Source organism: Mycobacterium sp. NGS49, from assembly GCF_059812565.1.
Genome location: NZ_JCALCX010000001.1, coordinates 417972 through 444941, shown reverse-complemented (window position 1 = coordinate 444941; position 26970 = coordinate 417972). Strand labels below are relative to the sequence as shown.

The window sequence follows — 26970 nt, the reverse complement described above, 5'->3', positions numbered from 1 at the left end:
GCTGCTTCTGGCGTGCTAGACGCCGGTTGGCCTGGCACCCTTGAGATTCCTTGCGAGACACAGGCAAGCAGAATGACAGGGAGGGTTATGTACCAGCAGACGCTGCCCCACCAGGGGGAGTCGTGCGGCGGCGACGCCGGCGGTCGCCGTGGCCCGCGTCACATCTCACACTGGGACGCCGAGGATGTGGTGGCGTGGGAAGCCGGTAACAAGGCCATCGCGCGACGCAATCTGCTGTGGTCGGTGGTCACCGTGCACCTGGGCTACTCCGTATGGACGCTGTGGCCGGTAATGGAACTGTTCATGCCGCAGAACGTCTACGGGTTCTCCACCAGTGACAAGTTGTTGCTCGGTATCACTGCCACCCTGGTCGGGGCTGGCTTGCGGATGCCGTACTCGTTGGCCACCAACGTCTTCGGTGGGCGCAACTGGGCGATCTTCTCGTCTCTGGCGTTACTCGTCCCAGTGATCGGCGCCATGGTGTTGTTGATGCATCCCGGTCTGCCCCTTTGGCCGTATCTGATCTGCGCGGGACTCACCGGACTGGGTGGTGGCAACTTCGCCGCCTCGATGACCAACGCCAACGCGTTCTATCCCCACCGGCTGAAGGGCTCCGCCCTCGGACTAGCCGGCGGCATAGGCAATCTGGGTGTACCCGCGGTGCAATTGGTCGGCCTGCTGGTCATCGCCACGCTCGGTGACCGCAAGCCCTACCTGATCTGCGGACTGTATGCGGTCTCGTTGGCGGTCGCGGCCCTCGGAGTCACCCTGTTCATGAATAACGTTGAGCAGCACCGGGTTAAGCCGGAGCGACTGCGACCGATCATCAAAGCCGTTTTCACCACCCGCGACACCTGGCTGCTTTCGCTGCTCTATCTCGGCACCTTCGGGTCGTTCATCGGGTTCTCCTTCGCGTTCGGCCAGGTGCTGCAGGCCAACTTCGTGTGCAGCGGGCAAACCGTCGCACAGGCAAGCCTGCACGCCGCCGAACTCGCGTTCCTGGGTCCGTTGTTGGCTGCCGTGGCGCGGGTATACGGAGGCCGGCTGGCCGACCGGATCGGCGGCAGCCGCCTGACGCTGATGGTCTTCATCGGCATGGCGCTCACCGCAGGACTACTGATCAGCGCAAGCATGGATCAGCACCGCCACCACGGCAGTGCGGCCGCCATGGCGGGCTATTTCGCCTGCTTCATCGCACTGTTCATCTTGTCCGGCTTGGGTAACGGATCGGTCTACAAGATGATTCCGACAATCTTCGAGGCCTGCAGCCGCTCGCTCGACCTCAGCGAAGGAGAGCGCCGCGAATGGTCCCGCATCATCTCGGGTGCGGTCATCGGGTTTGTCGCCTCGGTGGGCACCCTGGGCGGGGTCGGCATAAACTTCGCGCTGCGCGCGTCGTACCTGAGCACCGGCACCGCGACGGAAGCGTTCTGGGGCTTCATGGCCTGCTACGCGGCCGCGGCGGCACTGACCTGGAAGGCCTACGTCCGCCGGTCGGTCGCGCCCGAGCCGGTGGTGCAGACCGCCGAGCTGGCCGTCAGCAGGGCTTAGTCGGGCAGGTTCTCCGGGTGCAGCATCTCGGCGTAGCGCAGCGGCTCCGGGATGCCGAATCCGTCGACCAGCGTTCGGGCGTGCGGGCGCAGGACCCGGCACCGGTCGTTGATGCCCCGGGTAACCGCCTTGGCCCGCTCGGTGGACAGGTACCGATGCTCGATGTACCAGGCTTTGTCCTCTTCGATCACCGACAACGCGTACAGGTCGCACACCACGCCCAGCAGGTCGCGTGCCTCGCGGTCCGGGCATGACTCGATGCCGGCGACGAAGGCTTCGAGCACAACCCGGTCGATGTGCGCCTGCGCGGCATGCAGCACGTGGTCCTGCACGGCGTTGAACGCGTCGAAGGCCGACATCTCCTTGGACTTGCCCTGCAGGCGGCGCGCCACCGATGACAGCAGGTAATCCTCCCGGTCTTCGAACATCTGAACCTGCGTGCCGCGGTTGAAGAGGCTGCCTTCCTCCTCGTTGTCCTGTCTGGTGTCGACGATGGTTTGAATGATCGCTTCGGCGGCAGTGCGTTTCTTGACGCGGTCACTCACTGTGGTGGCCGCGAACCGCACCCATTCCACCGGGCTCATGCTCTTGATGTCGTCGGCGTAGGCGGTGAGCAGCTCCTTGGCGACCAGTTGGGTCAATACGTGGTTGTCGCCCTCGAACGTGGTGAAGACGTCGGTGTCGGCGCGCAATGCGATAAGTCGGTTCTCGGCCATGTACCCGGCGCCGCCGCAGGCTTCCCGGGCCTCCTGAATAGCCCGCGAAGCGTGCCAGGTGTTCGCCGCCTTCAACCCCGCGGCGCGGGCTTCGAGCTCACGCTGCTCCTCGGCGTCCACCACATCGGAGGTCTGCAGGTCGTGGCATTTGGACACCAGCTCGTTCTGGGCGAACTGCAGCGCGTATGACTTCGCGATCAACGGGAACAGCCGCCGCTGGTGCGCCAGGTAGTCCATGATCAGCACTTCGCTGTCGTCATCGCCGGGGGCGCTGAATTGCCTGCGCTGCAACGCATAACGGGTAGCGATGTCCAACGCGACGTGCGTCGCACTGCCGGCGCTGCCGCCGACGGTGACCCGGCCCCGGATCAACGTGCCGATCATGGTGAAGAAGCGGCGGTTGGCATTGTCGATCGGCGAGCGGTAGGTGCCGTCCGGTTCGACTTCCCCGTACTTGTTCAGCAGGTTGACCCGTGGCACCCGGACGTTGTCGAACATGATGCGTCCGTTGTCGACCCCGGGCAGACCGCCCTTGTAGTGGCAGTCCGAGGTGGTCACTCCCGGCAGGTCATTGCCGTCGGCGTCCCGGATGGGCACCAGCACGCAGTGCACCCCGTGGTTGACCGGCTTGCCGTCCTGATGGGTGATCAGTTGTGCGAAAACCGCTGCGATGGTTGCGGTTTCGGCCGCACCGCCGATGTAGTCCTTGCGGGATGTCGGCGTGGGGGAGTTGACCACGAACTCTTCGGTTTCGACGTCATAGGTGGCCGTCGTCTCCAGCGACTGGACGTCGCTGCCGTGTCCGGTCTCGGTCATCGCAAAACAACCGAGCAGATCGAGGGTGATGATGTCCTTCACATACGCGGCATGACGCTCCGTGCCCAGGTTTTCGACCGCACCGCCGAACAGGCCCCACTGCACTCCGGCCTTGACCATCAGGGACAGATCCGACATCGCCAGCATCTCGATCATCGTCACCGCCGCACCGACATCACCGGTGCCGCCGTGTTCTTTGCGGAAGCCTTCGTCGGAAATGCCGGCGGCCGCCATCATCTGCATCTGCTCGGCGACCTTGGCGCGGGCGATGACGGTGTTAGGGGTGTAATGCGGACGGAACGCCTCGTGGGAGAGCTTGGCCCGCGTCTCGTTCTTCACCTCGCGCCACCGCCCGTCGAGCGCGTCGCGGATGTAGTCGGCAGTGCTCTTGTTGTCTGACGCCATCCCACGACCGTAGCCCGTCGTTTGTCCCGTCGGAACAGCTCTGCCCTATGAACACAGTGTGTCGCGGAAATCTTCGGGTCGTCGCCGTCCGTCGAGCATCCGTTGTCGTGCTGCGCCGTTCGTCGCACTGGACGTCGCGAGACTTCCGTGGGGCTGCAACACGATTCGTGCGATTCGCGAACCTCGCGACGGCATGGGCATCGGTCCGGCCAACGCCGCCCCGGGGTCGGACCCGGGGCGGCGTCGGCCTACTCGCAAGTGGTGCCGGCACCAGCGTCCGGCCTCGACGCAGCGGTTCGGTGTGCTCACCATGGCCGCTGCGGACACAGACCTACGGGCAGGCAATCGGTACGGGAATGAAGCTGCCGTTGGGCCAGCACAATCCCGGCGGAAGGGGCGGCGGAGGCTGATACCCCGAGCCCGGCGGCTTCGGTGGCGGATTGTCCCCGTCCCAGATCATGTTGGACACATTGCCCATGCCTGGCCACAGGTAGTAGTAGGTGTGACATACCGACATGTCCCAGCCACGAAATGGGTCGGTGACGTGATTGCCGGTCTGCGGCAGGGGTTCCCCTGGGCACCATTGCTTAGGTGGGCCCCAACCGTTGTCGTCCATGGTGAGCGGGCCAGGACCGGGATGGGCCTGGGCGACACCTGCGGCCAGACCCAGGCCGGCTATCGCGACACCACCTGATAGCAACGCCCCGCCAATGATCCTCTTCAACTTATGAGGAGTGTTCATCAATGGTTCCTTTCTCTGTCGCGACGAGATTAGTTTCGGTGGATTGCGGAATTCTTGCGTCCAGTGGGAGCGGCCGTTGTGCGAGCCGGTTTCATGACGGCCCTGCTTTCTTTGCGCAGGCACATATGGGCGCGCAGGAAATGCCTGGTAGACGGTTTGCGCACCGCGATCTTCGCGCCGCCCCTAGCCGTTCAGGTCACGCTGCTTTTCGGCAGGTTGCGCCATCGCCGCCGGCAGACGTAACCGGTAGCGGACGAACCCGAGCCACAACGCGCCGAGCAGCCCCAGCATCAACATGTCGAACACCCACCAGCCCGAGTAGTGAGTCCACAGCGCGTTGTGATCGGCCAGCTTGTCGACTCGGCGCAGATCCACGGTGGCGGCCGCGGCCGCGAAACCCCATTGGGCCGGAATGAACCAGGAGACCTGGTCGTAGCCCCAGGTTCCGACCAGTGAAACCAGGCCGCCGGCAAACAGCAGCGATGCCAACAACGCCGGAATCAACAGCGGCAACACCTCGGCCATCGACCTGCCGAGGGATGACAACGCCAGGCCCACGATCGCCGAGACGAACGCCGTCGCCGCCACACTGACGTAGAGCTCGATGCCCGCCGCCAGTGGGGATGCGCCGAGCAGTGCCGCGCCGTGCCTGGGGCTGCCTTTGCCGGCGATGACGATGGTGGTCAGGATGGCGGCCTGTGCCGCGGTGACGAGCCCGAAGAAGGCGAGCTTGGCGAGCAGGTAGGCCGATGCGGACAGTCCGATGGCCTGCTCACGCCGGAAGATTCTGCGCTCGGACACCAGGCTTGCAATGGCGGCCGCAGTGCCCATGACCACCGCGGCAAAGTTGAGCGCGGCCAGGATCTCGACGGCTTCATGGGTGTTTGCGGATGCCGGGCCGGGCCGGCTCAACCCCGAGTCGCCGGGAATCATCAGCGTCAGTGCTCCCAGCGCGACGGGTAGCGCCAGCAGGAAAAGTGCGTAGCCGGCGCCGGCCGCCAAAAGCCGCAACTGACGCCGGACCAGCAGCCGGACCTGCCGGCCGAAGCCGGGAGCGGGCGCCGATGGCTGCGGCCTGGTGACCGACGGCGGCGTCGTCGACACCGATGCCTGCCGGCGCATCAGGAATGCGTGGTGGGCGCCGTGCGGGTCGGCGCTGATCCGCGCAAAGATCTCGGCCCAGTCGGTCGTACCCAGTGCCGAGTCGATGTGCGAGGGCGGCCCGGCGAAGGCCAACCGGCCGGCGGGAGTAAGTAGCAGCACCTGGTCGCACATGTTGACGTAGGCCGGCGAAGTGCCGGCTACCACGACCACACAGCCGAGGTCGGCCTGCCGGCGCAGCAGGGCCATGACGTGGTTCTGCTGCGCCGGATCCAGCCCGGCCCCCAGTCCCTCGACCACCAGCATCGACGGCCGGGTGAGCAGCTCGACCGCCAGCGACACGCACCTGCGCGCCTCGGGCGGCAGCTTCGCCACCCGCGTCGTGCGGTGCGCGGTCAGCTCGAGCTCGTCGAGGACCTGGTCGATGACCCGGGTGCGGTTCTCCGGTGAGGTGCTCGGCGGTAGTCGGAGCTCGGCCGCGTACTGCAGGACACGGTCGACGGTGAGGCGGCCGTGCACCCGGTTGTCGCGCGACACCACCCCGACGCGCTGCCGCAATACGTCAGGTTCGGCGTGCACGTCATGGCCGTCGACGGTCAGCAGGCCGGCACTGAGCGGTCGGGCTCCGGCGAGCAGGCCGGTCAAGGCGATGTTGCGTGCCACCGACGGCCCGACAACGGACACCAGGGACCCGGGTGGCGCGGTGAACGTCACGTTGGACAGCACTTGGAGGCCGTCGACATCGAGTCCAAGTTCGTAGGCGGCGACGCCGATCGTGCGCGCTCCCGGCAGCAGCGGCAACCGGCTGGTCTGCGGCGGTGGCTCGTCGGCTCCGGAATCGGTGCGGACGGGCAGCAGCTTCCGGCCCGCCTCGGCCATCCGCTCGGCCAGACCCGGACCTCCGGCTGCGCCGTCGGGTTGCGGATCACCGGCAGCGGTGGCGATCGGGATGTGCCGGAAGGGCCTGGTGGGTCGTTCCAGTGGGGAAGGTTCGATCGGTGACGCCACGGCGGGTTGTTGCGCCGGGATGCGCGTGGTCTTCGGCTCTGCCGCTACCTCCGGCGGCGCGGGCGGGGCGTCCGGCGGCGGGTCCGGGGCGTCCGGATTCGCGGCCGGCATCCGGCTGGTTTCCGGCTCCGCCGCGACGTCGGGTTGCGCGGCCGGGATTCGGCTGGTCGTGGGCTCCGGGTCGGATGCGGGGACCGGCGTTTTGACCCCCAACGGGTCGGTGGCCGGCGGGGGAGCGTCGTCGGGAGCTGTCACCTGAAACCTCAACCGCGGCCCGTGCTGCGGATCGCCGATCGCGATCGTCTGCCCGTCCCGGATGTCGATCGTCGACATCCGCACCCCATCGAGAAACAGGCCCTGCTGGCTTTGATCGACGGCAAGCCAATGGGTACCGGCGAACCGCAGCACCACGTCGGGGCCGGGATGACTCTGGGGACCTGGGCCGTCGGGATCCAGGCGGACGTCGCAGTGTCCGCCGTGTCCCACGATCACGTCGCGGCCCGGGGCGAAGACGTACCGCATCGATCCGACCCATACGGTCAACGGGGAGACGTCAGGGATGGCCGCCACCTTTCACTACGGATCTCAGACGAACCAGAGGAACTTACTTGATTGTCTACCCGCTGAAGCGGTCTGCGCGCTCGCGATGCTCTGATCAGAGCGTGTGCCGGCCCGGCGCGGCCGCGGCGTTTGCCAGCAGCCGCCGCAACACCTCGACCGCGTCCGTCAGCACCTGACGGTCGGCGGCCTCCAGCCGGGCCAGCTGCGGCTCGATGGCAGCTGCCCGGTCTTTGCGGACCGCGTTGAGCGTGTGCACGCCCTTGGGGGTGATCTTGATGCGGACCGCGCGGGCGTCGCCGGGGTCGACGGTTCGCGATACCAGTCCGGCGTCCTCGAGACGGCGCACCTGGGTGGTCATCGTCGGCTGTGAACAGTGGTCGACGGCGGCCAGGTCGCCGATGCGGGCCTCGCCCTGGGCTTCGATGGTGGCCAGCAGCCGGGCCTGCGCCGAGGGCAGCGGCATCTGGATGCGCTGGGTGGCCAGCCGATTCAATCGCGCAACCACAGCCAGCAGGTCGGCTCCCAGACCGTGCGCGACGTCGGCGTCGTTTGCCGAGGCGGACGAAGTCATGCATATATCGTTGCATAGCTTTGCTATACGACACTAATCGTGAGGGCCGCCACGTCAAATGCCCGAGGGGCTGTGTGCTGGTCACTCACGGTCGGTAGACCTGGCAGAATCGTTCGGGTGAGCGAGATCGGGCCACCCCTGTCGCGCACTCGGGGTGGACCGCTGCGACCGAGTGAATTGGCGCAAGCGTCGGTGATGGCTGCGCTGTGCGCTGTGACGGCCATCGTCTCCGTCGTGGTGCCGTTCGCCGCAGGTCTGGCCCTGCTGGGCACCGTCCCCACCGGATTGCTGGCCTACCGTTACCGCCTGCGGGTGCTGATCACCGCGACGGTCGCCGCCGGCATCATCGCTTTCCTCATCTCCGGGGGCGGCGGATTGATGGGCGTCATCCACAGCGCCTATATCGGCGGCCTCACCGGAATCATCAAACGTCGTGGTCGCGGCACGCCGACGGTGGTCTTCTCGTCGGTGATCGCCGGACTGGTGTTCGGCGCTGGCAATGTCGGGGCGTTGATGGTGCTGACCCGACTGCGGCACCTGATGCGCGACGCCATCACCGCGAACATCGACGGATTGGCATCATTCCTGGGCCGGGTGGGTTTGCCCGGTGTCGGGTCGTGGCTCAAGGGCGTGTACGGCGTCGCGCTGCACTACTGGCAACTGGTGCTGCTCGGCAGCGTCACTATGGGCGTGATCTTCGTCTCGCTGGTCGGCTGGTGGGCGTTGTCGCGGCTGTTGGAACGGATGCGGGGGATACCGGACGTGCACAAGCTGGACGCTCCCGCCGGCGACGTTGCCGACGCTGACGTGGGGCCGGTTCCGGTGCGATTGGACAACGTGCGATTCCGGTACCCCAACGCCGGTCAGGATGCGCTGCGCGAGATCAGTGTGCAGATCGGGGAAGGGGAGCACGTAGCAATCACCGGCGCCAACGGTTCCGGCAAGACAACGCTGATGCTGATCCTGGCCGGGCGCGAGCCGACCGCGGGAACGGTGCACCGGCCAGGGGCGGTGGGGCTGGGCAAGCTCGGCGGCACCGCGGTTGTGCTGCAGCATCCGGAAAGCCAGGTGCTGGGTACCCGGGTCGGCGACGACGTGGTGTGGGGTCTACCGCCGGGCACCAAGACCGACGTCGACACGCTGCTGCGGGAGGTCGGTCTGGAAGATCTCGCCGAACGCGACACCGGCAGCCTGTCCGGTGGCGAGTTGCAGCGGCTGGCACTTGCGGCGGCACTGGCCCGCGAGCCCGCGATGCTCATCGCGGACGAAGTCACCACCATGGTGGACCAGGAGGGTCGCGAGGCTTTGCTCGGCGTGCTGTCCGGCCTGACGAAACGACACCGCACCGCGCTGGTGCATATCACGCATTACAGCAACGAAGCCGAATCGGCTGACCGCACAATCAAACTCAGTGATTCCCCGGACAACTCCGGCATGGTCGCGGCCACCGGGGAGCACCAGATGCCGACCGTCGGAGTGGGCGGTACCCGCAGTGGCTCGACACTCGAGCTCGTGGGCGTCGGCCACGAATACGGTGTCGGGACCCCCTGGGCGAAAACGGCACTGCGCGACATCAACTTCGTCGTGGAACAGGGCGACGGCGTGCTGATCCATGGTGGCAACGGTTCGGGTAAGTCGACGCTGGCCTGGATCATGGCCGGGTTGACGACACCGACGAGCGGAGTGTGCCTGCTGGACGGCCGCCCGACCGACGAGCAGGTCGGCGCCGTCGCGCTGTCGTTCCAGGCGGCCCGCCTGCAGCTGATGCGCAGCCGTGTTGACCTGGAAGTCGCCTCGGCGGCCGGCTTTTCGCACAAAGACGCAGACCGCGTCATCTCGGCACTCGGCGTCGTCGGCCTCGATCCGGCGCTGGCCACCCGCAGCATCGACAAACTCAGCGGCGGCCAGATGCGCCGGGTGGTCCTGGCCGGGCTGCTCGCCTGCTCACCCAAGGCGCTGATCCTCGACGAGCCGCTGGCCGGACTGGACGCGGAGAGCCAGAGCGGGCTGCTGCGACTGCTCGAGGACCTGCGCCGGGATCGGGGGCTGACGGTGGTGGTCATTTCGCACGACCTCGTCGGCATGGAAAGCCTCTGCCCTCGCACCCTGCACTTGCGTGACGGTGCCCTGCAGTCCGCCTCCACTTCCGCCTCGCGACCCGGGGGTGTCTCGTGACCGTCACATCGTCCCCTCGACAGCGGGATAACCGAAGGCCCGGGCGTCCCGTCGTGCTGCTGGTCCCGATACCGGGCCGATCGCCCATCCACGACCTGTGGGCTGGCACGAAACTGCTTGTGGTCTTTGGCATCTCGGTGATGCTGGCCTTCTACCCGGGGTGGCTGACGATCGGGTGCGCCGCGGCATTGGTGCTGGCGGCGATCTGGACGGCGCATATTCCCCGGGGCGCACTGCCGTCGATACCCCGCTGGTTGTGGATCGTCGTGTCCATCGGTGGTTTCACCGCCGCACTGGCCGGCGGGGATCCGCTGGTCTCGGTGGCCGGCCTCGAGGTGGGACTCGGCGGCTTCCTGAACTTTCTGCGGATCACCGCGCTGACATTGGTGCTGCTGGGGTTGGGCGGGCTGGTGTCATACACCACCAACGTTGCCGAGATCGGGCCTGCGGTAGCCACGTTGGGTCGGCCGTTGCGGTGGCTGCGGCTGCCGATCGACGAGTGGGCGGTGGCGCTGGCCTTGGCGCTGCGTGCCTTCCCGATGCTGATCGACGAGTTCCAGGTGCTGTACGCGGCGCGTCGCCTGCGGCCGAAACCGGTGCCCCGGAGCCGCAAAGAAAAGCGTCAGCAGCGTCGGTTGGAGGTGATCGACCTGCTGGCGGCCACCATCACCGTGACGCTGCGCCGTGCCGACGAGATGGGCGATGCGATCACCGCCCGCGGTGGCACCGGTCAGTTGTCGGCCAATCCGCGACGGCCCCGGCTGTCCGATTGGGTGACGATGACGATCTCCCTGCTGGTCTGCGGTGCGGGTGTGGCACTGCAGACGATCCTCACCACCCGCTGATTGCCCGGCTGGGCACTAGGGCCGCATCCGGTCGATCAGGTTCGACAGCACCACGATGCTCTCACTGCGCTCGATGTCGGCGCTGGATCGGATGCGTTCCAGGGCGGCTTCGAGGTGTCGCATGTCGCGGGCCAGCACGTGCAGGATCGCGTCGGAGGTGCCGGTCACCGTGGCGGCGCTGACCACCTCCGGGATGTCCACCCACGCCTCGCGCAGTTTCTCCGGGGCAATCCGCCCGTGGCAGAACACCTGTACGTAGGCCTCGGTGTTCCAGCCGAGAGCATTGTGATCGACGACGGTGGTGAAGCCCCGGATCACACCGCTGTCCAGCATGCGGTCGACGCGACGCTTCACCGCCGGTGCGGACAGGTTCACCTTGAGGCCGATCTCAGCGAAGGTGGCCCGGGCATGCTCGGCCAGTTCGACCAGGATGCGCTCGTCCGTGTCGTCCAGGCGGTCCATCCGGCGCTCCCTCATCGGTCACGCAACAAATCGTTGCACAACGCATCCTAACGCAATGATTCGGCGTCAAATGCGCAATATTCATCGTTTGATTGCGTAACAGGCGCCCCATAACGTTGATATCTATGACGGATCACTATGTTGACGCTTCTTGCGTGCCGCAGGCACGGCGGGGAGCGCCGACCAGACGCACGCCGACGATTCGGCACTACGCGATGACACCACCCACCTTCTTTTCGGTCGAGTACGCCATCAATCCCTGGATGGACACCGACATCGCGGTAGACGCCGGCCGCGCGGCGGCGCAGTGGGAGCGGCTGCGCGCAACGTACCTTCGACTGGGCCACCACGTGGATCTGGTGGAGCCGGTGGCGGGCCTACCCGACATGGTGTACGCCGCCAACGGCGGGTTCATTGCTGACGACATCGCCGTGGTCGCCAGATTCCGGTTCCCCGAACGCGCCGGCGAGTCGAGGGCATATGCGGACTGGATGTCGTCGCTCGGATACCGGCCCGTGTCCACCCGCCACGTCAACGAGGGGCAGGGCGACCTATTGATGGTCGGCGACATGGTGTTGGCCGGCTATGGGTTTCGCACCGATCGACGCTCCCATGCCGAGATCGCGGCCGCCCTGCGCATGCCGGTGGTGTCACTCGAGCTGGTCGATCCGCGCTTCTACCACCTGGACACGGCGCTGGCCGTGCTGGACGAGCACACCATCGCCTATTACCCGCCGGCGTTCAGCCAAGCGGCCCAGACCCAGTTGCGGGCGTTGTTCGCCGACGCCATCGTCGTCGGTACCGCCGACGCCTACCTGTTCGGCCTCAATGCCGTCTCCGATGGTCGTCACGTGGTATTGCCTTCCGGCGCAACAGGTTTCGCGCGACAGTTGCGGGCTGCCGGCTTCGAGCCGATCGGCGTCGACCTGTCCGAGCTACTCAAGGGCGGCGGTTCGGTGAAGTGCTGCACGTTGGAGGTGCACTGATGACATTGCTGGCCGATCTCACCGACACGGCGATTGGGCTGATGGAACGCCATGCCGCGCAGAACTATTCACCGCTGCCGGTGGTGGCGGCCAGCGCCGAGGGCGCGTGGATCACCGATGTGGACGGCCGCCGCTACCTGGACTGCCTGGCTGCCTACTCGGCAGTGAACTTCGGTCATCGGCACCCCGAGATCACCGCCACGGCTCACGCTCAGCTCGACACGGTGACGCTGGTGAGCCGCGCCTTCCATTCCGATCGCCTCGGCCCGTTCTGCGCGGCACTGGCCGGGCTCTGCGGCAAGGACATGGTGTTGCCGATGAACTCCGGTGCCGAGGCCGTCGAAAGCGGTCTGAAGGTCGCTCGCAAGTGGGGCGCCGAAGTGAAGGGCGTCCCGGCCGACCGAGCCAACATCATCGTCGCGCACAACAACTTTCACGGCCGCACGATCAGTATCGTCAGTTTCTCGTCAGACCCATTGGCGCGCAAAGGGTTCGGTCCATTCACTCCCGGGTTCCGTTCGGTGCCGTTCGGTGCCGCCGCCGCCCTGCTCGAGGCGATCGACGAGAACACCGTCGCGGTGCTCTTGGAGCCCATCCAGGGGGAGGCGGGCATCATCGTGCCCCCGGACGACTACCTGCCGGCGGTGCGTGCACTCTGCGACGAACACCACGTGCTGATGATCGCCGACGAGATCCAGTCGGGGCTGGCCCGCACGGGTTACACGTTCGCCTGTGACCATTGGGGCGTGGTGCCCGATGTCTATCTGCTGGGCAAGGCGCTGGGCGGCGGGGTGGTTCCGCTGTCAGCGGTGGTCGCCGACCGGGAGATTCTGGGTGTGCTGAGACCGGGCGAACACGGCTCCACGTTCGGCGGCAACCCGTTGGCCGCCGCGATCGGCACCACCGTGGTGGGCATGCTGGCACGCGGTGACTTCCAGTCCCGTTCGGCTGAATTGGGCGCGCAGCTGCACGAGGGCTTAAATGCCTTGCTGGGCAACGGGGTGACGGCCGTGCGCGGCTTCGGCTTGTGGGCCGGTGTCGATATCGATCCCGCACTCGGCACCGGTAAGCAGATCAGCCTCCGGCTGGCCGATCGCGGTGTGCTCGTGAAGGACACTCACGATTGGACGCTGCGGTTCGCACCGCCGTTGGTGATCACCGCCGCCGAGATCGACTGGCTGCTGGAACGGTTCGCCAGCGCGCTGCGGGAGGCCCATACTTAGCTGACACAGCGATGGGAGCAGCAGTTGCCGGCCACTTCGATCAGCCTCAAGGAGCAGATGCTGCGCCGCCGCCCGGTAGGCGGCGCACCCGTCGCGCAGGGAGCCGCTGCCAACCTCAAGCGTAGCTTCGGCACGTTTGCGCTCACTCTGTTCGGGGTGGGGTCCACTGTCGGCACCGGCATCTTCTTCGTGCTGTCCCAGGCTGTGCCCGAGGCTGGGCCAGGTGTGCTCGTCTCATTTCTGGTGGCTGGCATCGCGGCCGGGCTGGCCGCTGTTTGCTATGCCGAATTGGCCTCGGCCGTACCGGTTTCGGGTTCGGCGTACTCGTATGCCTACACCACCCTCGGCGAGGCGGTTGCCATGGTGGTCGCGGCGTGCCTGCTGCTCGAGTATGGGGTGGCCACTGCCGCGGTCGCGGTCGGGTGGAGTGGTTACCTCAACAAGCTGTTGCACAATCTGTTCGGAGTCGAACTCCCACACGCGGTGTCGGCGGCCCCGTGGGACAAGACGCCCGCGGGTGTCTCGCACGGTTGGGTGAACCTGCCGGCGGTCGTCCTGATCGTCATGTGCGCGCTGCTGCTGATCCGCGGTGCCAGCGAATCGGCCAAGGTCAACACCGTCATGGTGCTGATCAAGCTCGGCGTACTGGGCATGTTCACCGTCATCGCCTTCACGGCGTTCAGGGAGGACCACCTCAAAGAATTCGCGCCGTTCGGCGTCGCCGGCATCGGTACGGCGGCCGGCACCATCTTCTTCTCCTACATCGGTCTGGATGCGGTCTCGACCGCCGGCGACGAGGTGAAGGATCCGCAGAAGACCATGCCCCGTGCGTTGGTGTCGGCGTTGGTCGTGGTCACCGGCGTTTACCTGCTCGTCGCGCTGTCCGCGCTCGGCACCCAGCCGTGGCGGGACTTCGGCGCCCAGGAGAACGCCGGGCTCGCCACCATCCTCGACAACGTCACCCACAGCAGATGGGCGGGAACGGTTCTGGCCGCGGGGGCGGTTATCTCGATCTTCACCGTCACGCTGGTCACCATGTACGGCCAGACGCGCATCCTGTTCGCGATGGGCCGCGACGGGCTGCTGCCCACCCGGTTCGCCACGGTGAACCCGACCACCATGACGCCGGTCAACAACACCGTCATCGTCGCGATTGCCGCGGGCCTGTTGGCCGCACTGGTACCGCTGGACAAGCTGGCGGACATGGTGTCCATCGGCACCCTCACCGCATTCATCGTCGTCTCGCTCGGGGTGATCATCCTGCGGGTGCGCGAGCCGGACTTGCCGCGCGGCTTCCGGGTGCCCGGATACCCCGTCACCCCGGCGCTCTCGGTGCTGGCCTGCGGCTACATCCTGGCGAGCCTGCACTGGTACACCTGGTTGGCGTTCAGCGGCTGGATCACGTTGGCGCTGATCTACTACTTCGGGTGGGGCCGGCACCACAGCGCCCTGAACGGGAAAGCTCCATGACCGTCGTCGTCGGATACCGGGCCGACAAGATCGGGCTCTCGGGGTTGTACCTGGCAGTGTGTCTGGCCCGGACACTCGAGACCTCCGTGACGGTGGCGACCGTCGTGCCCAAGGGCTGGCCCACACCGTCGCTGGCGCGGGTAGATGCCGAGTACGCGCACTGGGCTGAGCATTTGGCGGAGAACTCGGCCAACGAGGCCCGCAACTACCTGCTACCGCTCGCCGAGGGCCTCCAGGTCAACTACTGTCACCGCGCGCATCGGTCGGTGTCGAGCGGGCTGGCTGAAGTGGCCCAGGAGGTCGGCGCCGAGATGTTGGTGCTGGGTTCGCTACCCAGCAGCGGGCGGGCACACATGGTGGTCGGCAGCACCGCCGACTCGCTGCTGCACTCCTCCTCGGTCCCGGTGGCGATCAGCTCTCCCGGGTACCATTCGCCCACGGGCAGATTGACCCGACTCACGTGTGCGTACTCCGCCATCCCACAGTCGGTCAATGTGGTGCGCCGCTGCGCGGAGTATGCCGAACGGATGCGGATACCGCTGCGGGTGATGACATTCGCCGTCCGCGGGCGAACCATGTATCCGCCCGACGTGGGGCTGGACGTGGAGGATTCCATCCTGGAGGCATGGTCGGGTCAGGCACGAGACATCCTCGAGTCGTTGAAGCTCGACGGGGTGGTCGGTAAAGATGTTGCGCTGCAGGTGATTAACGGCTCCAGTTGGCTGGAGGCGCTGCACCGGGCGCATTGGATCGACGGTGAAATCCTGACGCTGGGCACGTCGCCGGGCGGCGACATCCGCAGGGTGTTCCTCGGGATGCGCAGCGGCAAGATCATTCGCCACAGCCCGGTGCCGGTGCTGGTGCTACCCGGCTGACTTCCTCTCGGCCGGTCTCTGGCCGGCCACGCACTCGGCCCGGCGAGGACATCTCCGCGCCGTGCGTTATGAACAAAATCTGCAATACATCTATCAGTTGAACAAATCAGCTGATATGTTCACAGTCGACGACATCGCTGAAGCATGCGGTGAACAGGCGAGGAGGTAGGCGATGGCGACCATCGCAGAGACGAAATCCGGAGTCGGCGGCGCTCGGTGGCGCGACCGTAAGCGTTACCTGTGGCCCTTGGGCCTGATCCTTCCGACGTCCCTGTTGGCGGCCGTCGGCCTGGCCTGGGTGTTCGGCAGGCTCGGCTGGACTGCTGCCACGCCGGTGCTGTGGTGGGTCGGGCCGATTCTGCTCTACGTGTTGTTGCCGATCCTCGACACGTTCTTCGGCGCCGACGATCAGAACCCGCCGGACGAGGTGATCACCTACCTGGAGAACGACAAGTACTACCGGTACTGCACCTACGCTTTCATTCCCTTCCAGATGGCCAGCTTGGTGGTGGCGTGTTACCTGTGGTCGGCCGATGACCTGAGCTGGCTCGGGATCAACGGCGGCCTGGGCCTGATCTCGAAGATCGGTGTCATGGCAACGATGGGCGTCATCGGCGGCGTGGGCATCAACACCGCCCATGAAATGGGGCACAAGCGCGAGAGTCTGGAGCGCTGGCTATCCAAAGTGACTCTCGCCCAGACCCTCTACGGGCACTTCTACATCGAACACAACCGCGGCCACCACGTGCGCGTCTCCACACCGGAGGATCCGGCCAGCGCGCGGTTCGGTGAGAGCTTCTGGATGTTCCTGCCGCGCAGCGTATTCGGCTCGCTGAAGTCGGCGTGGGAATTGGAGAAGACGCGGATGGAGCGAATCGGCAAGCCGGTGTGGAGCGTTCACAACGACGTACTCAACGCCTGGCTGATGTCGGTCGTCCTGTTCGGCGCGCTGACCGCCGTCTTCGGTTGGCAGGTGTTGCCGTTCTTGGTTCTGCAGGCGGCCTACGGTGCGTCGTTGCTGGAGTCGGTGAACTACCTCGAGCACTACGGTTTGTTGCGGCAGAAGACAGCGGCGGGGCGTTACGAGCGGTGCGCGCCCGTGCACAGCTGGAATTCCGACCACATCGTCACCAACGTCTTCCTCTATCACCTGCAGCGGCACAGCGACCACCACGCGAACCCGGTCCGGCGCTACCAGACCCTGCGCAGCATGGACGGCGCGCCGAACCTGCCGAGCGGGTACGCCACGCTGGTCGGCCTGACGTACTTCCCGCCGGTCTGGCGCAAGCTGATGGACCACCGCGTCCTGGAGCACTACGGCGGCGACATCACCAAGGTCAACGTCGATCCTCGCAAGCGCAAGAAGGTGCTCGCCCGCTACGGAGAGCGATGATGGCGGACTTCAATGCGAAACGTCCCCGCTCGATGACCGGAACCAAGCGCGATGCGAACTAATCTCGGCTGGATGGTCGACCCGACACCTGCACGGAATCGCAGCCCGTATCAGAACAATGCTCTTGCGTTGATGCGCAGCGGAGTGCTCGACGCGATGCAACGTCTGCTGGTCGAACGCAAGTGGTCGACGATCACTATGGCCGACGTTGCCAAGGCGGCGGGAATCAGTCGCGGGACTCTCTACAACGAGTTCGGTACGCGTCGCGGGCTGGCACGCAGTTATGCCCTGCGGCTCACCGACAGCATCATCAGTGGCATGGAGGCCGCGGTGCACGCCCACCCCGACGACGGCTACGGCACCCTGCGATCGGGTTTCAGTGAATTCTTCGGCCGCGCCGACAGCGATCCACTGGTGCGGGCGCTCCGAACCGAAGACGCACCCAACGATCTGCTCCGGATGATCACAGTCGAGAGTCAGTTCATCGTCGACTATGCCGCGGAACACTTGGCGCAGGTTTTCGAGCACAGTTGGGTGCGTGCCAGTTTCGACGACGCCAACGTGCTCGGCCAGACGATCGCACGCGCCGCGCTGAGTTTTCTCGCCCTCCCACCGGTCGGTGCCGACGACTCCGCGACGACCATCGCGCACGTCTTGGCGCCGTTCATCAACGCGATCCGGACGGACTAGCGCCACCGGAGGCCCGGCTAGCGTTGAGCGGCGGCGTTGGCCGCCGCCTGGGCCTGCTTCAGGATGGCCGCGATATCGCCTCGGCCCAAGAACATCTCGTCGAAATAGGGCTGCAGGGCCTCGTTGCCGGCGGCGAATCCCGCCCCGCCGGGGGCGGGGATCCGCGGCCCGCTCAGCACCGAGAAGAAGGGGCCGACGTCCACGCCCCTGGCTTTCCAGTACGCGAAGTAGCCCGGCTGGGCCGAGCGCACCGCGGGGATCGCCGCACCTTCGCGGCCCAGGTAGGCGTTCCCTTCGCTGCCGCCCATCCAGGACAGCAGCTGGCGTACGGCCTCGGGATGCTTGGAGGCCGAGTTACCGGCCGCGGCAATGCCGTTGGTTACGCTGACCCGACCCGTCGGCCCGGTCGGCATCATCGCCACTCCCCAGCGGAAGGTGGCGTCGCGAGCCACTGCGGCCAGGCTGTAGGTTCCGGACTGGAACAGTGCCATCTTGCCGGCCAGGAACTGGTTGCGGGAGAAGTCGCCGTTGTCGTTGGTGTCGGAGGCCGGCGGCGCGACATGGTCGTCGTTGATCAGTTCGACGAGGTACCGAAAGGCTTGCCGGGCCTGCGGGTTGTCGAAGGCGAACTTGTCGTCTTGCTGGAACACCCCGCCGGCCGACCCGATGTAGTTCAGGTAGATGGCCTGGGGGTCGTTGGCGGCGTTGTATCCCCACTGACGCACCCGGCGGGGCTCGAAACCCGTTGTCCCGGCGGGGTGTCCGTCGGCGTCGACGGTGAGGCGGGCCAGCAGCGGCCGCAGCGTGTCGTCGCTGTCCGGGCTCCAGCGCAGGGTGTCCAGCACCGCGGGGTCGACGCCGGCCGCGGCCAGCAGGTCGGCGTTGTAGAACAGCGCGATGCCGGCGTCGGTGAGTTGGGGGACCGCCCACAGGGCGCCGTTGTGGGTGAACTGTTCGGTGACTGCCGGGTCCCAGCCCTGATCGGGGGTCTCGATCCTCATCAGCCGGCCGCTGTCGGCGTAGGCGTCCAGGTAGGCGTTGGACAGCCAGAAGATGTCGTCGGCACTGCCGCCGGCCACATCGGTGCGCAGGGTGTCGAAGTAGTTCGAGAACGCCACCATATTGGTGCGCACCTCGATATCGGGATGCGTGCGCGTGAATGCCTGAAACGACTCCTGATAGACCCGAGCGATCGGTTCGGCCCACAGTCGCACGGTCAGCACGACCTTGCCGCTGGTATCGGAGCGGCCCATCATGATCGCCGTCGTCATCAGCAGCGCCGCGACCAGGGCGAGCGCGACTGCGGACAGCGTCGAGAAGCGGGGTCGGTTCATCCGCGCCCGCTCATCACTTGAGACCCGAGACCAGGATCGAGGACACGATGTGGCGCTGGAATGCCAGGAACAGCACCACCAGCGGCACGATCGCGACGGTCGTGGCCGCCATCACCAGCGTCCACTGAGAGTTGTACCGGGACTGCAGATCCGCGGTGGCCACCGTCAACACCCGCCACTTGCGGCCGCTGGTGATCACCAACGGCCACATGAAGTTGTTCCACTGCGAGACCACCGTGATCATCGTCAACGCGGCCAGCACCGGCTTGCTCGACGGCAGGATCACATGCACCAGCACGTCCAGGGTATTGGCGCCATCGAGGTGTGCGGCGTTGATCAGGTCATCCGGAATGAGCCGAAAGTGCTCGCGTAACAGAAAGATTGCATACGGCGAGCCGAACATGAAGGGAATCACCAACGCCCAGAACGTGTTACGCAGACCCAACTGGGCCATCATCAGATACAGCGGCACCACGGTCACCGTGCCCGGTACCATCAGCGTCGCCACGTAGACCCAGAACAGCGCGTCGCGTCCGGGAAAGTGCAAGCGTGCGAACGCGTAGCCGGCCAATATCGAGAAGGTCATCTGACCCAGCAGGATCACCGCGGTCATCAGTGCGGTCACCGCTGCGGCCCGGCCGAAGCCGGTGCCGACCAGGTCGGTGTAATTGCTCAGGGTGGGCGGATGCGGCCACTGCAGCGGGGAACCGGTGGCGAACTGGTGCTCGGAGGTGAACGAGGTGAGTAATCCGAGTGCGAAGGGTGCCAGGGTGATCAGCGCGCCCGCGATCAGGCCCCCGTAGATCAGGCTCAGGGATGTCCGCCCAGACCTCTGACTAGACCAGGTCATAGCTGATCCGCGTGCGGAAGTACAGGTGCTGAACGAATGTGACGCCGACCAGGATGACGAACAGCACGACGGCCATCACCGCGGCGCGGCCGATCGACGCCGCACCGAATGCCTCGGCGTAGATCTGGTGGGCCACCAGGTCGGTGCTGCCCTCCGGGCCGCCACCGGTCAGCGCGTAGACGGTATCGAAAACCTGTGCGGTGCTGACGATCCCGGTAACCAGAACGAAGAACGTGGTCGGCCGCAGCATCGGCAGGGTGATGCGCCAGAACCGCTGCCAGACACCGGCGCCGTCGGTGCGCGCGGCGTTGTGCACATCCTCCGGAATGGCCAACAGCCCCGCCAGGAAGGACAGCGACACGTAGCCGACATTGGTCCAGATGACGACCGCCGAGACCACGGGCAGCGCCAGGTCCGGGTTGGTCAGCCATTCGATTCGCCGTCCCAGCAGGGTGCTGACCGCGCCGTCGGTAGGCGCCAGGATCCAACGCCACAGCACCGCGATCGCCAGCGGCGCGCAGATCCACGGCAGCACGTAGAGCGTGCGGAACAACCCGCTGCCCGGGAGCCGGGGGGCCAGCAGCAAGGCGGCCAGCAGTCCCAGCGCTGTCTGTGCGGGCACCACAAGCGCGACGAAGATCGCGGTCACCACCAGCGAATCACCGAAGTCATCGTCGTGCAGCACCGAGCGCCAGTTGGCGAACCCGACGTAATGCAGCGGGCCGAGCAGGTCCCAGCGATACAGGCTCAGCCAGATCACCACCAGGATCGGCAGCAACAGGAACGCCACCACGCCGAACAAGCTGGGTGCCAGCAGCGCATAGGCCAGCGCGGTGGAGCGGCGTGGCGCGTCGGACATGAATGTATTAAAGCCGGTCGTTACGGTGGAGCCGTGACAGCGAACCGGGGAATCGACGCCGACTTCCTTGACCTGCCGCGCCACCAGTTGGCGGACGCCGCCTTGGCTGCGGCGAGAGCGGCCGGGGCCAGTTATGCCGACCTGCGGATTCACCGCATCACCACCGAGATCGTCCAGCTGCGCGACGGGGAACTCGAGACCGCCGTGCTCAGCCGCGACATCGGCCTCGCGGTGCGGGTGATCGTCGCGGGCACGTGGGGTTTCGCCTCCCATGCCGAGCTGTCGCCGGAGGTGGCGGCCCGGACCGCGCGGCATGCGGTACAGGTGGCCACCGTCCTGGCGGCGCTGAACACCGAACAGGTCAGGCTGGCACCCGAGCCGGTGTACGCCGACGTGATGTGGGCTTCGGACTATCAGATCGATCCGTTCGGCGTTCCCGCCTCCGAGAAGATCGGCGTCCTGCAGGACTATTCCCGGCGCCTCCTGGGCGCCGACGGCGTTGACCACGTGTCGGCCACACTGAACGCCGCCAAGGAGCAGACCTTCTACGCCGACACCTTCGGGTCGTCGATCACCCAGCAGCGGGTGCGGCTGCAACCGCAACTCGAGGCGGTGACCGTCAACGCCGGCGAGGGAACCTTCGACTCCATGCGCACGCTGGCGCCGCCCACCGCACGTGGTTGGGAAGTGGTGGCCGGCGACGACGTCTGGAACTGGACCGCAGAACTCGCGGAACTGCCGGACCTGCTGTACGAGAAGGTACGCGCTCCATCGGTGGTGCCGGGGCCCACGGACCTGGTGATAGACCCCACCAACCTGTGGCTCACCATTCATGAATCCATCGGTCACGCAACCGAATACGACCGTGCCATCGGCTACGAGGCCGCCTACGCCGGCACGTCGTTCGCCACTCCCGACAAACTGGGCACCATGCAGTACGGCTCGCCGGTGATGAACGTGACCGCCGACCGCACCGTCGAATTCGGTTTGGCCACCGTCGGTTATGACGACGAGGGAGTGGCCGCACAGAGCTGGGACCTGGTGCGGGACGGGGTGTTCGTCGGCTATCAGCTCGACCGGGTGTTCGCCCCGCGGCTGGGCGAGCCGCGCTCCAACGGGTGCTCGTATGCCGACTCGGCCCATCACGTGCCGATCCAGCGGATGGCCAACGTGTCGCTGCAGCCGGGACCGGAGGATCTGACCACCGAGGACCTGATCAGCCGGATCGACGACGGGATCTACATCGTAGGCGACAAGTCGTGGTCGATCGACATGCAGCGCTACAACTTTCAGTTCACCGGGCAGCGGTTCTACCGCATCCGGGACGGCCGCCTCTACGGTCAGTTGCGCGATGTGGCCTATCAGGCGACCACCACCGATTTCTGGAATGCGATGGAGGCCGTCGGCGGTCGGTCGACGTGGCGACTAGGTGGCGCGCTCAACTGCGGCAAAGCCCAACCCGGCCAGGTCGCCGCCGTCAGCCACGGCTGCCCGTCGGCATTGTTCCGTGGCATCAATGTGCTCAACACCCGTACCGAGGGCGGCCGATGATCACACCCCAGCACGTCGTCAACATCGTCCTGAGCGAGGCAGCCAAGATCGGGCGCGCTGACGAGACCATGGTGCTGGTCACCGACAAGGTCGAGGCGACCCTGCGCTGGGCGAACAGCACGATGACCACCAACGGTGTCACGGTCACCCGCAGTGTGACCGTTATTTCGGTTGTGCGGCAAGGCGATAGCGCATACGTCGGATCTGTGGTCTCCGGTGAGGCGGATCCGACGATGCTGCCCGGGCTGGTGGCGTCTTCTCAGGATGCGGCCCGTTCCGCGCCGGAGGCCGGGGACGCCGCCCCACTGCTCGGTGGCTCGGGGGAGCCCGCCGACTGGGATGCGCCGGTGCCCGGCACCGGTGCCGGGGTGTTCAGCGGGATCGCCGGTCCGCTGTCCCAGGGGTTCCGGCGCAGCGATCGGCTGTACGGCTATGCGCACCATAGTCTTTCGACGACATTCCTGGCGTCCTCGACCGGGTTGCGCCGGCGTTACACCCAGCCTTCCGGTGCGATCGAAGTGAACGCCAAACGCGGGGAGGCGAGCGCTTGGGCGGGCATCGGCACCGCGGATTTCGTTGACGTGCCGATCGATTCGCTGCTGTCAGACCTCTCGACGCGGCTGGGCTGGGCGTCGCGGTCGGTGGAACTGCCGGCCGGACGTTACGAGACGATCATGCCGCCGTCGACGGTGGCCGACATGATGATCTATCTGGGCTGGACGATGTCCGGCCGCGGCGCGCAGGAGGGCCGCACCGCGTTGTCGGCGCCCGGCGGCGGGACTCGGGTGGGGGAGCGGCTCACGGATCTGCCGCTCAGCCTGTACTCCGACCCGATGGCTCCGGGCCTGGCGTGCACGCCGTTCGTCGCGGTGAGCAATTCCACGGAGACCACGTCGGTGTTCGACAACGGCATGGAGATCAACCAGGTCGACTGGATCCGCAACGGGGTGATCAACTCGCTGGCCTACCCGCGGGCCACCGCGGCCCGGTTCGACGCCCCGGTGGCGGTGGCCTGTGACAACCTCCTGATGACCGGCGGATCGGTCGAACTCGCCGACATGATCGCCGCGACCGAGCGGGGACTGCTGCTGACCACCCTGTGGTACATCCGCGAGGTCGACCCGACGACGTTGCTGCTGACGGGTCTGACCCGCGACGGGGTGTATCTGATCGAAGACGGCGAGGTGACGGGAGCGGTCAACAACTTCCGGTTCAACGAGAGCCCGCTGGACCTGCTGCGGCGCGCCACCGAAGCCGGTATCAGCGAGAAGACGCTGCCGCGCGAGTGGGGTGACTGGGCCACCCGGGCGGCGATGCCGTCGCTGCGGATACCCGATTTCCACATGTCCTCGGTGAGCCAGGCGCAGTAGCGTACGAAGATGGCACTTCCCGCCGACCAGTTGACGAAGTTGGTCGCGTACTCCGACGGGCGCCTCTCGGGGCTGGTGCGCCGCATATGCGCCCAGACCATCTCGCTGCCGCCCCTGCCCAACCCCGTTGCCGTGGGTGAACCCGAGTCGGAATCCGAGACCGTCGTCGCCGAGTTCGCCGAGCAGTTCAGTGCAGATGTCTCCGCGATCACCGTCGAGCAACGGTCTCGACTGTTGAAATGCTTGGGGGACAGCTCGTTTCGGGTTGTCGTCGCGATGTTCATCGCCGACTTCGTGCCGCGGGTGCGGGCCGGATTCGAAGCCCTCGGCGTCGGTTCGGAGTACCTCGGTTGGGTCGACGGGCCGATCGCGTGGGACGACGCGCGCGATCCGTCCGACGAGTTGTTCAGCCGGTTTTTGCCCCGGGTGGCCAGGGAGCGCGCCATCGACCCGCTGACCTCCGAACTCGTGCGCCTGCGCGGGGCGTCCGCGCACAACTGCCGGCTGTGCAAGTCGCTGCGGGAAGGACATGCGCTGGACGCGGGCGGCACGGAGACTCTGTACGGGGAGATTTCACGCTTTGAGACGTCGATTTTGTTGGATGATCGCGCGAAGTCAGCGCTGCGGTATGCCGATGCGTTAATTTGGACCCCTGCGCACCTCGCCGTCGACGATGCCGTCGAGGTGCGCTCCCGGTTTTCGACTGACGAGGCCGTCGAGTTGACCTTCGACATCATGCGCAACGCCAGCAACAAGATCGCTGTGGCGTTGGGTGCCGACGCCGCTCGGGTGGAGTCGGGAACCGAGCGGTATCTGATCGACCTCGATGGTCAAACGGTGTTCAGCTGACTCCGATGGGCCCGCAGTCGTTTATCCAGCGCGTCGACGGCGAGCAGCGCCGGCGCCGAGGCCAGCGCCACGACCCATCCCGCTAACGGCGGGTTCCACTGGTCTAGCAGCTCCGCGACCGGCGGCACCCACAGTTCGACCAGCGAGATCGTCAGCCCGATCAGTGCCGCGGGCGCCAGCAGCCGGTTGGTGAACCAGCCCAGCGCTCCGGGCCAGCGTGAGGAGGAGCGGCAGGCGAAGACGTTCGCCGTCTGGGCGAACACGACGGTGATGAACGTCGCCCCGGATGCCGCTGCCAGGTCGTGTCCGACGGGGAACGGATTGCCCGGACGCCAGCCCAGCGCCAGCAGGGACACGACGAAGGCGCCGAGGGAGAGGGCTGCTTCGAGCGGCCCCAGCACCCCGAAGGCGCGGCGAAGTACGGTGCGGTTCATCAGGCGGCCGCCTACCGGCGGCCCCTCGAGCAAATGCTTGGCCGGTGGCTCGGCGCCCAGTGCGACCGCGGACAGGGTGTCGGTGCCGAGGTCCAGCGCGATGATCTGCAGGACGCCGAGCGCGAGCGGAAAGTACCCGCCGGAGAGCGCCCAGACGAGAAACGGCGCCAGCTCGGCGACATTGTCGGTGAGGTGGTAGGTCAGGAAGCGGCGGATGTTGACGAAGGTTGCGCGGCCCTGCTCGATGCCCGCCACAATGCCGGCGAAGGAGTCGTCGAGCAGGACCAGGTCGGCTGCCTCGCGGGCGACATCGGTTCCGCCCAGGCCCATCGCCACGCCGATGTCGGCCTCGTGCAGCGCCGGCGCGTCGTTGACCCCGTCTCCGGTCATCGCCACGACGTGGCCGCGCGAGCGAAGGGCGCGGGCGATCCGGAGTTTGTCCTCCGGGGACACGCGCGCCACCACGACGCCGTCGTGGTCCAGCAGAGTCGCCAGCCGCTGCTCGTCCCCGGGCAGATCGCTTCCCGACAACACGGGTGAGTCGTGGAAACGCAGACCCACCTCGTCGGCGATGGCTGCCGCGGTGGCCGGATGGTCGCCGGTCACCATCGCCACCTTGACACCGGCGCTGCGGCAGGCGCGAAGTGACTCGCAGACGTCGTCGCGCGGCGGATCCTGCAACGCCACCAGGCCGAGCAGGCGCAATTCCTGGTCGCATTCCTGTTGATTGCGGGGTGTGCGGCCGTTCCTCGGTGCCGCGGCGACGGCGAGCACCCGCAGCCCGCGGGCGGTAAGGGTGTCCAGGACCTGATGGACCGCCGGGTCGTCACCGCAGAGCGGGAGCACGGCATCCGGTGCGCCCTTCACCACAATCTCGTCGGCCAGCACCACCGCCATCCGGCGCAGCCGCGGATCGAACGGAAACCGCAGCTCGGCCGGGCCGGAGCGACGATCCTCGGCGGTGTCGATACCCATCCGCCTGGCGAGGGCGTCCAAGGCCGCCTCCATGGGGTCGCCATGGGCCCGCCACTGCCCGCCGGCCTCTTCGGCGTATCCGGTCGAGCAGCGTTCGGCGGCCAGGGCGAGTTCGCGGGCGGCGGTCTCGGCGGCGGCCGAGGATGACGTCAATCTCGCCGTCGGGCCGTAGCCGAGGCCTTCGACGATCAGCGTGCCGGCAGGTGTCCAGGCTTCCACCACGGTCATCTCATTGCGGGTGAGCGTGCCGGTCTTGTCGGTGCAGATGAAGGTTGTGGAACCGAGCGTTTCCACTGCCTCGAGGTTCCGCACCAGGATCTGACGCTTGGCCATCTGCTCTGAACCCCAGGCGAGCGACAGCGTCACCGTGGGCAACAGGGCCTCCGGGACCAAGGCAACAGTGACACCGATCGCGAACACGAAGGCCTGCTGGACCGGGTTGCCGATCAGCAGGGAAAGCAGCAGGAACAGTACGCCTACGCTGACCGAGATGGCGGCGGTGAGACGGACGACGCCATTGAGGCCCCGGGTCAGGGGGGTGTCGGGCTTGGTCGTCGACGTCGACAAGCGGGCGATGCCCGCCAGCCTGGTGTGTTGTCCGATCGCGGTGACCTGGGCGCGCGAGTCGCCCTCGACGACGAAGGTGCCGGCAAACAGCGCTTCGCCCTGAGCCACGGAGCCGGCCTGACTCTCGCCGGTGAGCATGGAGGAGTCGACGAGCAACTGATTCTCGGCCAGCACCACCGCGTCGGCCGGCACCCGGTCGCCGCTTTCCAGCAGCAGGATGTCGTCGACCACCACGTCCTCTGCCTCGACCAGCTGCCGGCGGCCGTCGCGCCACACCGTGACACGGGTTGGCAGCATTTCCTGCAGCCGGTCGGCGGCGCGATCGGCCCGAGCTTGCTGGATCAAGGCGAAGAAGCCGTTCAGCACGATCACGGCGATGATGGCGACGCTGAGTTGCGGAAGCTCGGCGAAGAAGGCGAGGGCGGCGGCCGCCCACAGCAGCAGGGCGAAGAAGTGCGTCAGCTCCCCGAGCATGCGGCGCACGACCGAAGGCCGCTTCGACGCCGGCAACGTGTTGGCCCCGTCGCGTGCCCGCCGCTCGGCAGCCTCCGAGCCGGTCAACCCTGGTGCCGTCACACCGGCCATGTTCTC

Annotated in this window: 21 protein-coding genes; 12 read left to right on the top strand and 9 right to left on the bottom strand. The window is 66.8% G+C overall.

Going from position 1 to position 26970, the window contains the following annotated elements; genetic code table 11:
* Positions 1-87: 87 nt before the first annotated feature.
* Complete coding sequence (locus AC5Y7D_RS01935) at positions 88-1551, top strand: nitrate/nitrite transporter (protein ID WP_499920975.1); 1464 nt, start codon at positions 88-90, stop codon at positions 1549-1551.
* On the opposite strand, the gene AC5Y7D_RS01930 is transcribed toward AC5Y7D_RS01935, so the two are convergent.
* The 4 genes from AC5Y7D_RS01930 to AC5Y7D_RS01915 form a co-directional block, all read right to left on the bottom strand.
* Positions 1548-3488 (bottom strand): acyl-CoA dehydrogenase family protein, encoded by a 1941-nt coding sequence (locus AC5Y7D_RS01930; RefSeq protein WP_499920879.1) that lies wholly within the window; start codon positions 3486-3488, stop codon positions 1548-1550. The genes AC5Y7D_RS01935 and AC5Y7D_RS01930 overlap by 4 nt on opposite strands.
* 331 nt (positions 3489-3819) lie before the next feature.
* Positions 3820-4230 carry a hypothetical protein gene (locus tag AC5Y7D_RS01925; protein ID WP_499920878.1) on the bottom strand — a complete coding sequence of 137 codons (411 nt, stop codon included), beginning with the start codon at positions 4228-4230 and terminating at the stop codon, positions 3820-3822.
* A 183-nt stretch (positions 4231-4413) separates the two neighbouring features.
* Entirely contained in the window at positions 4414-6882 is a 2469-nt protein-coding gene (locus tag AC5Y7D_RS01920; protein ID WP_499920877.1) for an ABC transporter permease, read from the bottom strand.
* A gap of 112 nt (positions 6883-6994) precedes the next feature.
* Positions 6995-7471 carry a MarR family winged helix-turn-helix transcriptional regulator gene (locus tag AC5Y7D_RS01915; RefSeq protein ID WP_499920876.1) on the bottom strand — a complete coding sequence of 159 codons (477 nt, stop codon included), beginning with the start codon at positions 7469-7471 and terminating at the stop codon, positions 6995-6997.
* A gap of 117 nt (positions 7472-7588) precedes the next feature.
* Here AC5Y7D_RS01915 and AC5Y7D_RS01910 point away from each other — a divergent pair, with 117 nt between their 5' ends.
* Both AC5Y7D_RS01910 and AC5Y7D_RS01905 read left to right on the top strand, forming a co-directional pair.
* Entirely contained in the window at positions 7589-9646 is a 2058-nt protein-coding gene (locus AC5Y7D_RS01910; protein ID WP_499920875.1) for an ATP-binding cassette domain-containing protein, read from the top strand.
* Positions 9643-10491, top strand: coding sequence for a CbiQ family ECF transporter T component (locus AC5Y7D_RS01905; protein ID WP_499920874.1), 849 nt, complete (start codon positions 9643-9645; stop codon positions 10489-10491). The genes AC5Y7D_RS01910 and AC5Y7D_RS01905 overlap by 4 nt, the downstream gene beginning before the upstream one ends.
* Before the next feature lie 15 nt (positions 10492-10506).
* Here AC5Y7D_RS01905 and AC5Y7D_RS01900 read toward each other — a convergent pair whose 3' ends face one another.
* Positions 10507-10953: an Rv2324 family transcriptional regulator gene (locus AC5Y7D_RS01900; protein WP_499920873.1), complete on the bottom strand. Its 447-nt coding sequence runs from the start codon at positions 10951-10953 to the stop codon at positions 10507-10509.
* Positions 10954-11078: 125 nt separating this feature from the next.
* On the opposite strand from AC5Y7D_RS01900, the gene ddaH reads away from it, so the two are divergent.
* The 6 genes from ddaH (at position 11079) to AC5Y7D_RS01870 (ending at position 17590) form a co-directional block, all read left to right on the top strand.
* Positions 11079-11939: a dimethylargininase gene (gene ddaH, locus AC5Y7D_RS01895; protein WP_499920872.1), complete on the top strand. Its 861-nt coding sequence runs from the start codon at positions 11079-11081 to the stop codon at positions 11937-11939.
* The gene (rocD, locus tag AC5Y7D_RS01890) at positions 11939-13162 is read left to right on the top strand and encodes an ornithine--oxo-acid transaminase (RefSeq protein ID WP_499920871.1); all 1224 of its coding nucleotides are present in this window, start codon (positions 11939-11941) and stop codon (positions 13160-13162) included. The genes ddaH and rocD overlap by 1 nt, the downstream gene beginning before the upstream one ends.
* 24 nt (positions 13163-13186) lie before the next feature.
* A complete protein-coding gene (locus tag AC5Y7D_RS01885; protein ID WP_499920870.1) occupies positions 13187-14632 on the top strand; it encodes an amino acid permease in 1446 nt (481 codons plus the stop codon).
* A complete protein-coding gene (locus tag AC5Y7D_RS01880) occupies positions 14629-15507 on the top strand; it encodes a universal stress protein (RefSeq protein WP_499920869.1) in 879 nt (292 codons plus the stop codon). Before AC5Y7D_RS01885 ends, AC5Y7D_RS01880 begins: the two co-directional genes overlap by 4 nt.
* A 172-nt stretch (positions 15508-15679) precedes the next feature.
* Positions 15680-16900 (top strand): alkane 1-monooxygenase, encoded by a 1221-nt coding sequence (locus AC5Y7D_RS01875; protein ID WP_499920868.1) that lies wholly within the window; start codon positions 15680-15682, stop codon positions 16898-16900.
* 72 nt (positions 16901-16972) lie between these two features.
* A complete protein-coding gene (locus AC5Y7D_RS01870) occupies positions 16973-17590 on the top strand; it encodes a TetR/AcrR family transcriptional regulator (protein ID WP_499920867.1) in 618 nt (205 codons plus the stop codon).
* A 17-nt stretch (positions 17591-17607) separates the two neighbouring features.
* Here the strand turns inward: AC5Y7D_RS01870 and AC5Y7D_RS01865 are convergent, their stop codons facing one another.
* The 3 genes from AC5Y7D_RS01865 to AC5Y7D_RS01855 are packed head-to-tail and all read right to left on the bottom strand — an operon-like array spanning position 17608 to position 20633.
* Positions 17608-18924, bottom strand: coding sequence for an ABC transporter substrate-binding protein (locus AC5Y7D_RS01865; RefSeq protein ID WP_499920866.1), 1317 nt, complete (start codon positions 18922-18924; stop codon positions 17608-17610).
* A 13-nt stretch (positions 18925-18937) separates the two neighbouring features.
* Complete coding sequence (locus AC5Y7D_RS01860) at positions 18938-19774, bottom strand: carbohydrate ABC transporter permease (RefSeq protein ID WP_499920865.1); 837 nt, start codon at positions 19772-19774, stop codon at positions 18938-18940.
* Entirely contained in the window at positions 19761-20633 is an 873-nt protein-coding gene (locus tag AC5Y7D_RS01855; RefSeq protein ID WP_499920864.1) for a carbohydrate ABC transporter permease, read from the bottom strand. Before AC5Y7D_RS01855 ends, AC5Y7D_RS01860 begins: the two co-directional genes overlap by 14 nt.
* 33 nt (positions 20634-20666) lie before the next feature.
* Here AC5Y7D_RS01855 and AC5Y7D_RS01850 point away from each other — a divergent pair, with 33 nt between their 5' ends.
* The 3 genes from AC5Y7D_RS01850 to AC5Y7D_RS01840 are packed head-to-tail and all read left to right on the top strand — an operon-like array spanning position 20667 to position 24403.
* Positions 20667-22184 carry a TldD/PmbA family protein gene (locus AC5Y7D_RS01850; protein ID WP_499920863.1) on the top strand — a complete coding sequence of 506 codons (1518 nt, stop codon included), beginning with the start codon at positions 20667-20669 and terminating at the stop codon, positions 22182-22184.
* Positions 22181-23554, top strand: a complete 1374-nt coding sequence (locus AC5Y7D_RS01845) for a metallopeptidase TldD-related protein (RefSeq protein WP_499920862.1) — start codon at positions 22181-22183, stop codon at positions 23552-23554. The genes AC5Y7D_RS01850 and AC5Y7D_RS01845 overlap by 4 nt, the downstream gene beginning before the upstream one ends.
* Before the next feature lie 9 nt (positions 23555-23563).
* On the top strand, positions 23564-24403 hold the full coding sequence (locus AC5Y7D_RS01840) for a carboxymuconolactone decarboxylase family protein (protein WP_499920861.1): 840 nt from the start codon (positions 23564-23566) through the stop codon (positions 24401-24403).
* Here the strand turns inward: AC5Y7D_RS01840 and AC5Y7D_RS01835 are convergent.
* Positions 24385-26964 (bottom strand): cation-translocating P-type ATPase, encoded by a 2580-nt coding sequence (locus AC5Y7D_RS01835; protein WP_499920973.1) that lies wholly within the window; start codon positions 26962-26964, stop codon positions 24385-24387. The two genes, AC5Y7D_RS01840 and AC5Y7D_RS01835, sit on opposite strands and share 19 nt — an antisense overlap.
* Positions 26965-26970: the final 6 nt, after the last annotated feature.